The organism is Sphingopyxis sp. OPL5, assembly GCF_003797775.2.
In the GTDB taxonomy this organism is placed as follows: domain Bacteria; phylum Pseudomonadota; class Alphaproteobacteria; order Sphingomonadales; family Sphingomonadaceae; genus Sphingopyxis.
This window is the reverse complement of sequence record NZ_CP060725.1, coordinates 802314-817323: the sequence shown is the minus strand read 5'-3', so window position 1 is coordinate 817323 and position 15010 is coordinate 802314. Positions and strand designations below refer to the sequence as shown.

The 15010-nt window shown below is 66.5% G+C and carries 18 protein-coding genes; 14 read left to right on the top strand and 4 right to left on the bottom strand.

Features of this window, described 5'->3' with window-relative positions:
• Positions 1-118: 118 nt before the first annotated feature.
• Positions 119-628, bottom strand: a complete 510-nt coding sequence (locus tag EEB18_RS04005; RefSeq protein ID WP_187139380.1) for a flagella basal body P-ring formation protein FlgA — start codon at positions 626-628, stop codon at positions 119-121.
• 277 nt (positions 629-905) lie between these two features.
• Here EEB18_RS04005 and EEB18_RS04000 point away from each other — a divergent pair, with 277 nt between their 5' ends.
• From EEB18_RS04000 to EEB18_RS03935, 14 genes are all read left to right on the top strand, one after another.
• Positions 906-1244, top strand: coding sequence for a flagellar basal body rod protein FlgB (locus EEB18_RS04000; RefSeq protein ID WP_056349402.1), 339 nt, complete (start codon positions 906-908; stop codon positions 1242-1244).
• Complete coding sequence (gene flgC, locus EEB18_RS03995) at positions 1241-1651, top strand: flagellar basal body rod protein FlgC (RefSeq protein ID WP_056349404.1); 411 nt, start codon at positions 1241-1243, stop codon at positions 1649-1651. Before EEB18_RS04000 ends, flgC begins: the two co-directional genes overlap by 4 nt.
• Before the next feature lies 1 nt (position 1652).
• Positions 1653-1967 (top strand): flagellar hook assembly protein FlgD, encoded by a 315-nt coding sequence (locus tag EEB18_RS03990; protein ID WP_056349407.1) that lies wholly within the window; start codon positions 1653-1655, stop codon positions 1965-1967.
• 12 nt (positions 1968-1979) lie between these two features.
• Positions 1980-2807: a flagellar hook-basal body complex protein gene (locus EEB18_RS03985; protein ID WP_056349411.1), complete on the top strand. Its 828-nt coding sequence runs from the start codon at positions 1980-1982 to the stop codon at positions 2805-2807.
• A gap of 35 nt (positions 2808-2842) precedes the next feature.
• Positions 2843-3586, top strand: a complete 744-nt coding sequence (locus EEB18_RS03980; RefSeq protein ID WP_187139381.1) for a flagellar basal body rod protein FlgF — start codon at positions 2843-2845, stop codon at positions 3584-3586.
• A gap of 12 nt (positions 3587-3598) precedes the next feature.
• Entirely contained in the window at positions 3599-4387 is a 789-nt protein-coding gene (gene flgG, locus EEB18_RS03975) for a flagellar basal-body rod protein FlgG (RefSeq protein ID WP_056349416.1), read from the top strand.
• Positions 4368-5048 (top strand): flagellar basal body L-ring protein FlgH, encoded by a 681-nt coding sequence (locus EEB18_RS03970; protein WP_187139382.1) that lies wholly within the window; start codon positions 4368-4370, stop codon positions 5046-5048. Before flgG ends, EEB18_RS03970 begins: the two co-directional genes overlap by 20 nt.
• A gap of 28 nt (positions 5049-5076) precedes the next feature.
• Positions 5077-6180 carry a flagellar basal body P-ring protein FlgI gene (locus EEB18_RS03965; RefSeq protein ID WP_410468130.1) on the top strand — a complete coding sequence of 368 codons (1104 nt, stop codon included), beginning with the start codon at positions 5077-5079 and terminating at the stop codon, positions 6178-6180.
• Positions 6177-6488 carry a rod-binding protein gene (locus EEB18_RS03960; protein ID WP_056349426.1) on the top strand — a complete coding sequence of 104 codons (312 nt, stop codon included), beginning with the start codon at positions 6177-6179 and terminating at the stop codon, positions 6486-6488. Before EEB18_RS03965 ends, EEB18_RS03960 begins: the two co-directional genes overlap by 4 nt.
• Positions 6485-7810: a flagellar hook-associated protein FlgK gene (gene flgK / locus EEB18_RS03955; protein ID WP_187139383.1), complete on the top strand. Its 1326-nt coding sequence runs from the start codon at positions 6485-6487 to the stop codon at positions 7808-7810. The genes EEB18_RS03960 and flgK overlap by 4 nt, the downstream gene beginning before the upstream one ends.
• Before the next feature lie 21 nt (positions 7811-7831).
• Entirely contained in the window at positions 7832-8659 is an 828-nt protein-coding gene (locus EEB18_RS03950; RefSeq protein WP_056349430.1) for a flagellin, read from the top strand.
• 98 nt (positions 8660-8757) lie between these two features.
• Positions 8758-9621 carry a flagellar motor stator protein MotA gene (gene motA, locus EEB18_RS03945; protein WP_056349433.1) on the top strand — a complete coding sequence of 288 codons (864 nt, stop codon included), beginning with the start codon at positions 8758-8760 and terminating at the stop codon, positions 9619-9621.
• Positions 9621-10478 (top strand): flagellar motor protein MotB, encoded by an 858-nt coding sequence (locus EEB18_RS03940; protein WP_056349436.1) that lies wholly within the window; start codon positions 9621-9623, stop codon positions 10476-10478. The genes motA and EEB18_RS03940 overlap by 1 nt, the downstream gene beginning before the upstream one ends.
• 194 nt (positions 10479-10672) lie before the next feature.
• On the top strand, positions 10673-11737 hold the full coding sequence (locus EEB18_RS03935; RefSeq protein WP_187139384.1) for a sigma-54 interaction domain-containing protein: 1065 nt from the start codon (positions 10673-10675) through the stop codon (positions 11735-11737).
• A gap of 225 nt (positions 11738-11962) precedes the next feature.
• On the opposite strand, the gene fliS is transcribed toward EEB18_RS03935, so the two are convergent.
• From fliS to flhB, 3 genes are all read right to left on the bottom strand, one after another.
• Complete coding sequence (gene fliS / locus EEB18_RS03930) at positions 11963-12352, bottom strand: flagellar export chaperone FliS (RefSeq protein ID WP_056349439.1); 390 nt, start codon at positions 12350-12352, stop codon at positions 11963-11965.
• An 11-nt stretch (positions 12353-12363) separates the two neighbouring features.
• Positions 12364-13731, bottom strand: a complete 1368-nt coding sequence (gene fliD, locus EEB18_RS03925) for a flagellar filament capping protein FliD (protein ID WP_187139385.1) — start codon at positions 13729-13731, stop codon at positions 12364-12366.
• 138 nt (positions 13732-13869) lie between these two features.
• Positions 13870-15009 (bottom strand): flagellar type III secretion system protein FlhB, encoded by a 1140-nt coding sequence (gene flhB, locus EEB18_RS03920; RefSeq protein ID WP_187139386.1) that lies wholly within the window; start codon positions 15007-15009, stop codon positions 13870-13872.
• Between the last annotated feature and the right edge of the window lies 1 nt (position 15010).

Genomic DNA, 15010 nt, shown 5'->3' with positions numbered 1-15010 from the left:
CGCGAAATCGGGCGATTAAGCGCGATCGGTCAAAAAAACCAAAGAAAAGGCCCGGCGGCGTCGGGAAACCGACAACCACCGGGCCCAGAGCAAGGCTCGGGACCTTGATCAGGAAGGGTCAGTCGACCAGGCGCGCGCGGCCGGGGCCGGTGACGACGGCGCTCAGCGCGCTCTTCGTGTCGCTGCCGCGCAGCGCGATCAGGTCGCCGACGCGACCGTCCTGCGTCGCGGTGGCGGCATAGCTGATCGAGAAGCTTTCGGTATCGATGGTGACGCGGACATTGTCGCCGCGGCGCACCACCGGTGCGGCGGCGGCGGGCTTGGCGACGAAGCCGCCCGCGGCGCTGGCCCCGGCGGGGGCGGTCATCGGCACGCGCAGCCGCCAGCCGAGCGACGGGCAACGGACGGCGAGCGTCGAGCTGTCGACGGCGGTCACCGACGCCTGTTCGGGACAGCGCGCAAGCTTGATGCGGCGGTCGATCGGGGTCGCGGTGCGGCCCATGGCACTGGCCACCATCGCGGTGAGCACGTCGATCGTCTGCCAGTCCTCGCTGGCGGTCTGGCCCGGCGCTTCGGCAGGGATCGCCATGGCCAACGCGCCGATGGCAAGGAAAAGATTGCGGTTCATGACCCATCTCCTTTGGTCCAAAATGGTCGCTCGCCTGATTGCAGGATGCGTGCCAGTCGCGCTTTGCCGCGGCTTTCGGGGCGGCCCGCCGCACGGCCGTCAAAAATCTGACCCTCGCGCCGACAGCTCGCACGACTGACGGTTCCGGGGCCTGAAAAATGGCGGAAATCCGGCAATAATCCACGTTTGGCACGCCGATTGCATTATGCCTTGGTGTTTTTCGCGCGTCTGCGCCGGCCGGTGCCGGAGCGGACCACCGAAAGAAGGATTGTGTACGATGGCATCAGAGAAGCTCTTCGGCATCCACGCCAATGCGCTGCAGCTCCGCAGCCAGCGGATGATGCTGCTCGCGTCGAACATCGCCAACGCCGCGACGCCCAATTACAAGGCGCGCGACCTCGACTTTTCCAAAGCGCTCGACCTCGCGCAGCAGGGCGGCTCGATGGAAGGGGCGATCGAATATCGCATTCCGGTCCAGTCGTCGCTCGACGGCAACACCGTCGAAATGGCGACCGAACAGACCGCCTTCGCCGAAAACGCGCTCGCCTATCGTTCGAGCCTCTCCTTCCTCTCGGGTCGCGTCAACACGCTGACCCGCGCGCTGAAGGGCGAATGACGATGAACGGCAATTTCTCGGTCTTCGACATCAGCGGCCGCGCGATGTCGGCGCAGCTGATCCGGCTCAACACCACAGCGTCGAACCTCGCCAATGCGGGGACGACCGCCGGCAGCGAAGCCGGCGCCTATCGCTCGATGAAGCCGGTGTTCCGCACCGTCATGGACGAAGGCGGCCGCGCGACGGTCGCGGTCGACCAGGTCACGCAGACGAAAATGGCGCCGTCGAAACGGCACGATCCCAACAACCCGCTGGCCGATGCCGACGGCAATGTCTGGGACGCCGCGGTCGATAGCGCCGCCGAGCTGGTCGAGATGGTCGAGACCGCCCGCCAGTATCAGAACAACGTCCAGGTCCTCGAAACCGCCAAGGGCCTGATCAACGAAACCCTGCGGATGGGACAGTAAGATGGCCGTGAACAGCGTCACCAACACCAGCAATGTCGTGCTCCAGCCGAAGGGCAGCGCGAACCAGATGGGGCAGAGCGATTTCCTGCGCCTGATGACCGCGCAGCTCAGCCAGCAGGACCCGTTCAACCCGGTCGATAACCAGGCGATGGTCGCGCAGATGGCGCAATTCTCCAGCCTCGCCGGGATCACCGAGACGAACACGACGCTTCAGACGATTTCCGACCAGCTCACGGCACAGACCCAGCTGCTCAAGGACATCAAGGCCTCGACCCCGGCGCCGGCCACCACCACCGACACCACCAGCACGCAGTAAGGAACCGATCCCATGTCTTTCTACACCTCGCTTTCGGGCCTCAAGGGCGCCCAGACCGAAATGTCGGTCGTCTCGAACAACATCGCCAACGCCGGTTCGATCGGCTTCAAGCGCAGCAAGGCGCAGTTCGGCGACATCTTCGCCGCCTCGCCGAACCAGTCGACCAAGACCGTTGCGGGGCAGGGCACGCGCCTGACCGGCATCACCCAGCAGTTCACCCAAGGGTCGTATGAATCGAGCGAAAAGACGTTCGACATGGCGATCATCGGCGACGGCATGTTCGTCGTGAAGGGCGAGCCGCCGCGCAACCAGGTCACCTACACCCGCAACGGCTCCTTCTCGCCGCTCGAGGATGGCCGCGTCGTCGACTCGACCGGCGCGACGCTGCAGCTGCTGCCCGTCGATGCCGACGGCAATGTCACCAGCCGCACCCTTGCCTCGACGACCGACTTCGTCGTGCCGCAGCACGCCGCCGGCAATCCCGACGCCGCGCTCGTCAACGTGTCGATCGGCCAGGACGGCCTCGCCACCGCGACCTTCGCCGATGGCTCGAACCAGACGCTCGGCAAGATCGCCATGGCGACCTTCCCCGCGACCGAGGGCCTGCGCCCCGTCGGCGATGCGCATTGGCAGGCGACCGGCGAGAGCGGCCAGCCGACGATCGATGCGGCGACCAACGGCCCGATGGGCACGATCCAGTCGGGCGCGCTCGAACGCTCGAACGTCGATATCACCGAGGAACTGGTGATGTTGATCGCGGCCCAGCGCAATTTCCAGGCGAATGCCAAGGCGATCGAGGGCGCGTCCGCGCTGACCCAGACGATCATCGGCCTCCGCTGATAGCCCGCGATTAGCCGCCTGCCAGGAGCAACCCCATGGACCGCGTCATCTATACCAGCCTCACCGCGATGCGGGGCAGCATGGCCCGGCAGACGGCGATCGCCAACAACCTCGCCAACGCCCAGACCCCCGGCTTTCGCGCCGACATGGCCGAAGCCCAGTCGCTGTGGCTGCACGGCAGCGGTGCGGGCGGACGCGCCATGGCGTCCGAGGAAGTCGTCGGCGCCGATATGCGCGCCGGCACGATCACGGCGACCGGCCGCGACCTCGATATCGCGATGGCCGGCGACGCGATGCTCGTCGTCCAGGCGCCGAACGGCGAGGAGGGCTATACCCGCCGCGGCGACCTTCAGGTTTCGCCCAGCGGACTGCTCACCACCGGCGACGGTCATCCGGTGCAGGGTTCGCAAGGACCCGTCACCATCCCGCCCGCGGATTCGATCAAGATCGACCAGGAAGGGCGCGTCTTTGTCGTGGCCGCCGGCGGCGATCCCGAAAATCCGCAGGAGGTCGATCGCCTGCGCCTCGCGACCCCGACCGGGTCGGACATCGTCAAGGGGCTCGACAATCTGTTTCGCGTCAAGGGCGGGGGCATCCTGCCCGACGATCCCGAAGCGCGCGTTATCACCCGCTCGATCGAGGGCTCGAACGTCACCGCGACGGTCGCCCTCGTCGACATGATCGAGGCCAGCAAGGCCTGGGATTCGCAACTCAAGCTCATCAGTGACGCGCGCGACATGGACAGCGCGACCGCGAACCTGATGGCGCTGCCCCGTTAAGGAGACAAGAATATGAGCTATGGTGCCTTGCACGTCGCGCGAACCGGTCTGGATGCCCAGGGCTTCCGGATGCAGGTGATCGCGAACAACCTCGCCAACGTGAACACCACGGGTTTCAAGCGCGACCGCGCCAATTTCGAAACGCTGGGCTATCAGATCATGACGCAGGCGGGGGCGCCTTCGTCGGCGGAAAACCGCTACGCCACCGGGCTCAACCTCGGCACCGGCGTCGAACTCGCCGGCACCTCGCGCATGGACACGCAGGGCACGCTGCAGACGACGGGCAATGCGCTCGACGTCGCGATCGAAGGCGCTGGCTATTTTCAGGTCCAGATGCCCGATGGGCGCACCGGATACACCCGCGCGGGCAATTTCAACCGCTCGGCCGACGGCACGATCATCACCCCCGATGGCAAACCGCTGCAACCGCAGATCCAGATTCCCGAGGATGCGACGAGCATCTCGATCGGCGCCGATGGCACCGTCTCGGCGCAGGTCGCGGGCCAGTCGGAAGCGACCGAACTCGGCCGCATCGAGATCGCGCGCTTCGCCAATCCCTCGGGGTTGCAGGCGATCGGCGACAATATCCTCGTCGAGACCGCCTCCTCGGGCGCGCCGCTGGTCGGCGCCGCGGGCGAGGAAGGCCGCGGCACGCTGCGCGGCGGCATGCTCGAGGGATCGAACGTCAATGTCGTCGAGGAACTCGTCGACATGATCGAGACCCAGCGCGCTTACGAGGTCAACTCGAAGATGATCCAGGCCACCGACGAGATGCTGAAAAATGCCACGCAAACGCTCTGACGGCCTGACCGGCCTCCTGTTCTTCGCGCTGCTCGCGGCTCCGGCCGCGGCCGAGGCGAAGAAGAAGGACCAGATCGCGCCCGACGCCTTTTCGGTCACCATGCCCGAACCGGCGCCGCCGGTGCCGCCCGCCAATGGCTCGATTTTTCAGGGCAGCTATGTCGCGCTCACCTCGGGTGGGCGCGCGGGGCAGGTCGGCGATATCCTGACCATCCAGCTCGTCGAACGGACGATCGCGGCGAAGAGCAACAGCGCCGGCACGACGCGCGACGGCAGCGTCGGGTTGACCCCGCCGGCCACCGGACCGCTGTCTTTGTTCAATCCCAGCGATGTCGCCATGGGGGGCGGGTCTCAATTCAAGGGCAAGGGCGACGCCGCCCAGTCGAACACGCTGTCGGGCGAGGTCAGCGTGACCGTCGCCGCCGTCTATCCGAACGGCACGATGCTGGTGAAGGGCGAGAAGCTTCTCACTCTCAACCGCGGCGACGAGCGCGTCCAGATCTCGGGCATCGTCCGCGCGATCGACATCAGCCCCGACAACCGCATCCTGTCGACCCGCGTCGCCAACGCCCACATCCGCTACGTCGGCAAGGGCGAGATCGCCCGTGCCAGCCAGCAGGGTTGGCTGCAACGCTTCTTCTCGATCATCAGCCCGTTCTGACAGACACGAAGGGACCAACTCCGTGCTCATACGCCATGCCATTTTCGCTTTCCTTGCCTTGCTCGCCGCGAGCTTCAGCTTCGCCGCTCCGGCGCAGGCCGAGCGGATCAAGGACATGGGCCAGTTCCAGGGCCTGCGCGCCAACCAGCTGACCGGCTATGGCCTTGTCGTCGGGCTCGCGGGCACGGGCGACGACAGCCTCGATTATTCGACGCTGGGCATGAAGGGCGCGATGTCGCGCTTCGGCCTGACCCTTCCTCCCGGCGTCAATCCGGCGTTGAAAAATGCCGCGGCGGTGATGATCACCGCCGAGCTGCCGCCCTTCGCCAAGCCCGGCCAGCGCCTCGACGTCACCGTCTCGGCGATCGGCAAGGCCAAGAGCCTGCGCGGCGGCACGCTCGTGCTCGCGCCGCTCTATGGTGCCGACGGACAGATTTACGCGATGGTGCAGGGCAATCTGGTCATCGGCGGGCTCGGCGTCGATGCCGCCGACGGGTCAAAACTGACGGTCAACGTCCCGTCGAGCGGCCGCATCGCGGGTGGCGCGACGGTCGAACGATCGGTCGACACCGGATTCGCCAGCAGCGAGATGCTGACCTTCAACCTCCACCAGTTCGACGCGACCAACGCCAAGGCGGTGGCCGACGCGATCAACGCCGCGATCCCCGGCAGCGCGTCGATGATCGACGGCGCCAGCATCGCGATCCGCGCCGCGGGTGGCGGCGACCAGCGGATGCGCCTGATGTCGCAGATCGAAAATCTCGGCGTCCGGCGTGCCGAACCGCCCGCCAAGGTCATCGTCAACGCCCGCACCGGCACGGTGGTGATCAACGGCGCGGTGCGTGTCGGCACCGCCGCGGTGTCGCAGGGCAAGCTCACCGTTTCGATCAAGGAATCGCCGACGGTCGTCCAGCCAGCGCCCTTCAGCCGCGGCCAGACCGCGGTCGAAGAGTCGAGCGACGTCCAGGTGACCGAAGAATATCGGCCGATGATGCTGGTCAAGCCGACTGCGTCGCTGTCCGAACTCGTCGATGCGATCAACCGCATGGGCGTCCCTCCCGGCGACCTCGTCGCCATCCTCGAGGCGCTGAGCCAGGCTGGCGCGCTCACTGCGGAACTGGTGATCATATGACGACGCCCATTTCTTCGATCGGCGCCACCCCGGCGGCTGCCGGCGGCGGCGACGGCGGGCTGCGCAAGGCGGCCGAGGCTTTCGAGGCCGTTATTCTGCGCCAGTTGATGGCGTCGATGCGTCAGGCGAAGCTCGGCGAAGACGTCTTCGGGTCGAGCGCGACCGATAATTTCCGCGAGATGGCCGACGCCAAGACCGCCGACAGCATCGCCGCGATGCGCCAGTTCGGCATCGCCGACATGGTCGAACGCCAGTTCAGGGGCATCACGGGCGGCGGGCCGAGCAGTCTGGGCGGAGGCACACAATGAGCGACCTGCTCAGCATCGGCGCGAGCGGGCTGAAAGCCTATTCGCGCGCCATGTCGACCGTCGGCGACAATATCGCCAACGCCCAGACCCCCGGCTATGCCCGGCGTACGCTGGCGCTCAAGGAAATGGCGAGCGGTACCGAATCGGCGCTGGTCGGGCGGAACGTCAGCCCCGGCGGCGTGACGATCCAAGGCATCGGTCGTTCGGTCGACAAATGGCTGATCAACGACGCGCGCATCTCCTCGGGCGAAGCCGAGCGCGCGGCGACGCGCGCCGACTGGATGACCAAGGTCGAAAGCGCGCTGAGCGACGACGCCAACGGCATCTCGACCAATCTTACCAAGCTGTTCACCACCGCCGACCAGCTGACCGCCGATCCGAACAATGTGACCCTGCGGGCGCAGTTCCTGCAATCGGTCGACGATGTCGCGTCGGGGTTCCGCTCCAGCGCCACCCAGCTTGGCGCGATGTCGGAAGGCATTTCGGACGCGGCGCAGTCGTCGGTCACCGATCTCAACAACAATCTCGATGCCCTCGAAAGCGTCAACGCCGGCCTGCGCAAGGCGCGGGCGGGGTCGACCAACGAGGCGAGTCTGCTCGACGAGCGCGACCGGTTGATCGACCAGATTTCGTCGCAGATGGCGGTGACGGCCAGCTTCGACGACAAGGGCACGGTCACGCTGCGCGCCGCCGGAACGGGCGACGCGCTCGTCGGCAATGCGACGGTGACCCATGTTGCGATCGCCACTGGCGCCGATGGCCGGCTGGGCTTCACGGCCGGCGGTGCTGCGATCGACCCCGGTTCGGGCAACCTCGCCGGACTCGGTCAGGCCGCCGACCATGTCGCCGACCAGCGTGCCGGGCTCGACGCCGCTGCGGCGCAGTTCGCCGGCCAGCTCAATACCGCGCATCAGGCCGGCACCGATGCCAATGGCAATGCCGGCCAGCCGCTGTTCGCCGGCACCACCGCCGCGACGCTGACCGCGACGCCGTTGTCGGCCAGTCAGGTCGCCGCCGCCAACGGCAGCGGCACCAACGGCAATATGCTCGCGATCGGCGGCATGCGCGGAGCCAATGACCCCGAAGCGGCCTGGGCGTCGCGGCTCGCGTCGCAGGCGCAGGCCACCTCGTCGAGCCGGGCGCAATTTGCTGCCGCCGCAACGCGCGCCGACGGCGCCGCCGCCGCGCGCGACAGCGTCAGCGGGGTCGACCTCGACCAGGAAGCCGCCGACCTGCTGCGCTTTCAGCAAGCCTATTCCGCCGCCGCGCGCACGATCCAGGTCGCGCGCGAGACGATGCAAGCGCTGCTCAGCGCGATCTGACGATAGAGAAGGGACCGCGCGATGATCAACGCCGTGGGCAACCGCATGACGCGCGAAATCGCGCGCCAGTCGAAACTCTCCGACCAGCTCGAACGCATCCAGACCCAGATTTCGGGTGGCAAGAAATTGCTCCGCGCCTCGGACGATCCCGCCGCCTCGCAGCGGATCGCGACGATCGGCAAGGCGCAAGCGAGTGCGAAGACCTGGGCGGCGAACGTCAAGACCGCGACCGCGCAGGTGTCGCAGGCCGACAGCGCGCTGGGTTCGGTGAGCAACCTGCTGACCCGCGCCCGCGAGCTGACGATGACGGCGGCGAGCGCGACGACCAATCCCGCCGACCGCGCCAGTATCGCTGCCGAACTGTCGGCGATCGCCGACGAGATCGACGGCTTCGCCGCGACGCGCGATTCCAATGGCGAGCCGATCTTCGCGACCAATGCGAAGCAGGTGCGTTTCGATGCCGACGTCAGTTTCGCACCGGTGCCGTCGGCCAGCACCGCCTTTGTCGTCGACGGCAACAGCGTGTCGACGGGCCTGCGCGATGCCGCGGCGGCGATCACCGCAGGCGACAGCGCCGCGATGGGTGCCGCGCTCGAAACGCTGTCGGGTGCGATCTCGCACATCGCCGACCAGCGCGCGGCAATGGGCCTTTCGGCCGGTCGGCTCGAACGGATCGGCGACAGCCTCGATTTGCGCGGCATCACCCTGTCCGACGAACGATCGGCGGTCGAGGACACCGATCTGTCGGTGGCGATCGCCGAGCTCAATGCCCAGAAATTGACGCTCGACGCGGCGCAGGCGGCCTTCGCGCGGATCAACCGGCAGACCTTGTTCGATATTTTGAGCTGAGGCGAGGGCGCTTCGCCCTAAATCTTTCGCCGCCGCTGCCGTTAATCATCAAGACGCCCTGATTTTCGGGGTACCGCCCCGACAGGAGCCCACCGCGCATGTTTCCCGTAATCGGCATCGTTGTTCTTCTCGTGCTGGTGTTCGGGGGCTTTGCGCTGACCGGGGGCAATCTCGGCCCCGTCATGCACGCGCTGCCGCACGAAATGCTGATCATCGGCGGCGCCGCAGTCGGATCGCTGATCATCGGCAATTCGGGCAAGGAGCTGAAGGCGCTCGGCGGCGGCTTCGGCAAGGTGTTCAAGGGGCCGACCTACAAGAAGTCCGACTATCTCGACTGCATCCTGCTCGTCTCGACGCTGATGAAGATGATGCGCACCGAGGGGCCGGTCGCGGTCGAACCGCATATCGAGGATCCGGCGAGCTCGCCGATCTTCCAGCAATATCCGAAACTCCTGAAGGACGACACGCTCGTCCACCTCATCTGCGACACGCTGCGCCTCGTCGTCGTGTCGTCGGGCACGCTCGACCCGCACGCGGTCGAAGAGGTGATGGACAGCGCGATCAAGAACCACCACCATCATGCGATCAAGCCCGCAGACGGGCTGCAGAGCCTGGCCGATGCGTTGCCGGCGCTCGGCATCGTCGCCGCGGTGCTCGGGGTGGTGAAGACGATGGGCTCGATCGACAAGCCGCCCGAAGTCCTCGGCGGCATGATCGGCTCGGCGCTCGTCGGAACCTTCCTCGGCGTGTTGCTCGCCTATGGCCTCGTCGGTCCGTTCGCAACGCGCGCGCGTGCGGTGATCGAAAGCGACGCCGCCATCTATCACACGGTGAAGCAGCTGATCATCGCCTCGCTCCACGGCCATCCGCAGCCGCTGGTGATCGAGGCCGCCCGCTCGGGCGTCGACCATGACAACCAGCCGACCTTCGCCGAGGTGTTCGACGGTATGCGGGGCCGGTAATGGCCGCGCGTCCGAATACCCCGCTGCGCCCGATCATCGTCAAGAAGATCATCGAAGCGCCGCATGCCGGTCATCATGGCGGCGCGTGGAAGGTCGCCTATGCCGACTTCGTGACCGCGATGATGGCGTTCTTCCTGCTGATGTGGCTGCTCGGCGCGACGACCGAGAAGCAGCGCAAGGCGCTCGCCGACTATTTCGCCCCGACGATCGTCCAGACCAAACAGGACACCGCGGGCTCGACCGGGCTGTTCGGCGGCGACTCGCTCGTGTCGGTCGACAAATATCCGAACGCCGCGGGGCAGACGGGTACGCGCGCGATGACGATCCCGCGCGACGCCACCGGCGGCCCGCGCGAGGCATCGGGCCGCGAGATCCAGCGCGCCAATTTCCAGAAGCTCGCCAAGTCGCTGCTGCGCGAGGTCCAGGCGAAAGCCGAGATCCGCCGCCTCGCGCCCAACATCCGCTTCACCGAAACGCGCGAAGGGCTGCGCATCGACATCGTCGACGATGCCGATTTCTCGATGTTCGTCGTCGGCACCAACCAGCTGACGCCGGAGGCGAACAAATTGTTCGCGCAGATCGCGACGATCGTCGCCGAGGTTCCGAACCAGGTGATGATCCGCGGCCATACCGACGCCAGCCCTTATTCGGCGAAGGCGGGCACCAACAACTGGCGCCTGTCGGTCGAGCGGGCAGAGGTCACGCGGCAATATCTCGCCTTCCGCGGCATCGGCTCCAGCCGCTTCGCGCGCATCGAGGGGGTGGCCGATACCGAACCCTATGTCCCCTCGAATCGATATGATCCGCGCAACCGTCGCATCTCGATCACCCTCGGCTGGGACAATGGCGGCAGCTGATCGGAACAATTGGTGCCAATCTGGCAGCGTTATAATCCTTAACAACGGACATCCGCCACCATTGCTGCCAGATTGGCAATAACTCTTTGATTTGAAGGGGTTAGGCCGGTTTGGTTAGTCTTTTGTTTACCAGATTCCGCAATCTCTTGGGTCATCGAGAAGCGCCGAATTCGGGGGGCGCGGTGGAGATCGAAATGACCAAGGTGGGGAACGGCAGCGACCAGGCTGCCCTTGAAATGCTGATTATCGGGACGAGCCCGGCGGCCGCGCAGCTGCGCGACATGATCCGCCGCGTGGCGCGTTCGAACGCCTCGGTCATGCTCTGCGGCCCTTCGGGCTCGGGCAAGGAACTGGTGGCCCGCGCGATCCACGACGAAGGCGTCCGTTCGGGCAAGGCCTTCTCCGCCATCAACTGCGGCGCGATCCCCGGCGACCTCATCGAATCCGAATTGTTCGGGCATGAAAAGGGGAGCTTCACCGGCGCCCATGCCCGCCGCATCGGCCATTTCGAAGCGAGCGAGGGCGGCACGCTCTTCCTTGACGAAATTGGCGACATGCGTTTCGACATGCAGGTCAAACTGCTCCGCGTGCTGGAAGAACGGACGATCGTCCGCGTCGGCAGCAGCGATGTGAAGGCCGTCGACGTCCGCGTCATTTCGGCCACCCACCAGGATCTCGGCGCCGCGATCGCCGATGGCAAATTCCGCGAAGACCTGTTCTTCCGGCTCGGCGTGGTTGTGCTTCAGGTCCCCAGCCTTGCCAGCCGCGTCGAGGATATTCCCGCGCTCATCCGCCATTTCCAGCGTAAGATGCCCGGCGAAGCCAAATGCCGTTTCGACGATGAGGCGATGATCGTGCTGATGCAGCACCGCTGGCCGGGCAATGTCCGCGAATTGCGCAACTTCGTCGAGCGCGCCAGCGTGCTGCACGGCGGTGAGACGCTCGGTGCCGACGATGTCGCCATTCTTTTGAACCCCACCGCAGCGCTTGCGCCGCGACAGGCCATCCCCACCGGCTTTGTCGCGGCGCAGGCCAGCGCGGAAGATAGCACGCCCGCCGCGCCCTTCGGCAAGACGCCGGCGCCGGGCCGCCCGATCGACCTCAAGCGCGAGATCGAGACGATCGAGCTCGAACAGATTCACGTCGCGCTCGACCTTGCCGACGGCATCATTTCGGAAGCCGCGCGTCTCCTGACGCTCAAGCGCACCACGCTCATCGAAAAGATGCGCAAATATGGAGTTCAGCAACAGGCAGCCTGAGGCTACCCCACCAGTCTCAGTGCCGCTGAATCGGCACCGGTTCGTTCCTTCTGTCGCCAGTCCCCACCTTGGCGATGAAAGAGGGAAGGGGCCGGTGCCGAAGTTTTTTTGGGCAAGCTGAAATCCGTCATTGCGAGCGAAGCGAAGCAATCGCCAGCCATCGGCGCGGCGCCAGGCCGATGGCTGGAGATTGCTTCGTCGCGATGCTCCTCGCAATGACGGCTCTTACCTGAGCTGCCGCCACGCCCCGCTCACGGTCTTCACGCCTTCCAGCAGCTCATCCAGGTCCGCGTCGCTGTTCGCGGCCACCGCCTTGTCGAGCTTGCGGCGCATGCTGCTGTAAACCCGCGACAGCGCGCCCGCGACGTCGCCGCCGGCTTTGTGGTCGAGCCCGGCGTCGAGCCCGATCAGGATCGCGCGCGCGCGGTGTGCGGGTTCGGTGGCCGAAATCGGCTGGCCCTGCCGCACCATCGCGGCGAGCACGCCGATCGCGATCTCCAACTCGTCGTAGAGCATGGTGACCAGTTCGACCGGGTCGGCGCCGGCCGCGCGGCTTTCGCTCTGCATGCGGCGGTACTGGCCGGTCGCGCGGACCGTGGAGGCGGTGGCTGCCATGGCGATCGCCCTTAATTCTTGTTCTGGTTGTTCCACATCTCGATCTGCTGTTCGAGATAGGATTGGGTCGCCTTGAAAGCCGCGAGCTTGGCATCAAGGCCGCCGAACTGCTTTTCGAGCCGTGCAGCGTAGGATTCCTCGCGCTGTTCGATTTTTTCGAGCGTCTCGGCGAGCGCCTCGCTTTTTGCGGCGAGCGATTTGGAGACGCGATCCATCACCCCGTCGGTCGCGATCGCCTTGTCGCGGATCGCGTCGAGCGCGAAAGCGATGCCCGGATCGCTGGTCTCGTTATGCGTCGCGTCGCGGCGGGGATTGAACAGCGCCTCCACGGCGCCGGCATTCGTCGCGAGCGCCTTGTCGAGCTTCGCGGTGTCGAGTGAGAGCAGGCCGTCGCGGGTCGATCCGATGCCGATGTCGCTCAGCTTGTTGATACCGCTGTTGCTGGTCAGCACCTTGCCGACCAGCGCCTGCAATTCGCGTTCGAGCTCGCGCAGGCCCGTCGTCGCGCCGGACATGCTCGATGCCGAGGCGAGGCTTTTCTTGAGCTGGTTATAGACGTCGACGAAATCGCTGACCGTCTGCTTGATCATGTCGAGCGGCCGGCTCGCGCCGATGTCGACCGGTTGCCCCGGCGCCGCTTTCTTGAGCGTCAGCGACATGCCGGGCACGACATCGTCGACGATGTTGCTCGCGCGGCTGAAGGCGACGCCGTCAATAGTGAATTGGGCATTGGTCGCCGATTGGCCGAGCGTCATGCCGCCGCCCGAGCCATAAGCGAAACCGGCGAGTTCGGGGGTGGCGGTTTCCAGCGTGAAGCCGTTCGCCTCGCCGCTCGGGCCTTTCAAAATCATGCGGTGGCCGCCCTCGTCGGCGACGAGCGAGGCGGTGACCCCGGCGCCGCTGGCGTTGATCGCATTGACCAGGCCGTCGAGGCTGTTGTTCGCGGTGCCGATGGTGATCGTCTTGGCGACCCCGCCGACGGTCAGCGTCATCGTGCCGGCGCCGATCGCCGCGCTCTTGTCGGCGACGATGCCCGAATAGACGGTCTGTGCGCGCGCGAGCTGGGTCACCTCGATCGTCGCGGCGAAGCTGTCGGCCGACAGACCGGCGCGCGACGTGGCGCTGAGGACGCTGTCGTCGGAGACGGTGGGGGTGCTGCGCAGCGTGCCGTCGGACACCATCTGGCCCAGCGAGTCGGCAAAGCCTTCGAGGTTCGATCGCGCCTGCGCCAGCGCGCTGATCTTGGCATTATTCTGCTTGGCCAGCAGGGTGACGCGCTCGACCTTGGGCGCGCGCGACGCCGCGGCGAGGTCGGTGACCAATTGCTTGGTGTCGATCCCCGATCCGAAACCGAGGCTGTTGGCGATTGAACTGACCATGCGCGATATCCTTCGCAGCTATTAACGGCGGCGCGCGGGAGAGCTTAAGCGGTGGCGGTGCGGGTTTTCTGGGGCTGGAGATGGTTTCGGCGTGGGGCGCGGCATAGCCAAGCCGTTCCCCGGACCCCGAACCCAGCCTCAGCCCTGCTTGCGTCCATCCGCATCGAAGTGATGCGACACCGGCACGTCGACCGCCGGCTGCGCCATCCCCTCGGCGACTGCGCGCTCAAGGCGGAAGACGAAGGCCAGGATCGTTGCGACCGCGACGAACAATTCCTCCGGGATCACGCGCCCGGCGCGCGCGGTGAAGTAAATCGCGCGCGCCAGCTGCGGATATTCGAGGATCGGCACATCGGTGCCGCGCGCGAGTTCGCGAATCGCCAGCGCGACGTCGCCACGCCCGCGCGCGACGACGACCGGCGCCGCATCGATGCCGGGGCGGTACCGCAGCGCGACCGAGAAATGGGTCGGGTTGGTCAGGATCACCGTCGCCTCGGACACCGCCTTGCGCGCCGACCCGCTCAGCATCTCGTGCGCGCGCTGGCGCTGCGCCTGCTTGAGTTCGGGGGCGCCGTCGGACTGGCGCATCTCGTCCTTGATTTCCTGCTTGCTCATCATCAGGCGGCGGTTGCGCTGATACCATTGCGTGGGAACGTCGATCAGCGCGATGACGACCAGTCCACCGGCCATCACCAGCACCGCATGGCCGATCGCTTGCCCCGCAAGCCCGACCGCGCTGTGCAGGTCGCTCGACGCCATGTGCAGGATCGCGGGCAGGTTCTTGGCGACCAGCCAGTAACCGATGCTGCCGAGCAGGGCGACCTTGGCGAGCGCCTTGCCCAGTTCGGTCGCGCCCTGCGCGCCGAACATGCGCTTGAGCCCGCTCATCGGGTTCATGCGGTTACCCTTGAATTCGAGCGATTTGCCGCGCCAGCCGAGCGAGCCGAGCAGGCCCGGCCCGGCGATCGCGGCGAGCAGCGCTGCGGCGAACAGGCTGGCGAGCGGCAACAGCAGCTCGACCCCGTTGCGCAGCAGTGCTTCGCCCGGCGCAAAATCGGCGATGTCGCGGTGGTCGATGGTCAGCCCGCGCGACAGCAGGTCGCCCGCCGAGCGCACGAACCAGCCGCCCGCCGCGATCAGCCAGCCCGCCGCGACGAGCATCATCAGCGCCGTCGCCAGTTCGCGCGACTGCAGCACGTCGCCGTCGCGCGCCGAATCGGCGAGCTTCTTCGGCGTCGGCTGTTCGGTTTTCTGGTCCTTTTCGGTCTGTCCGGCCATC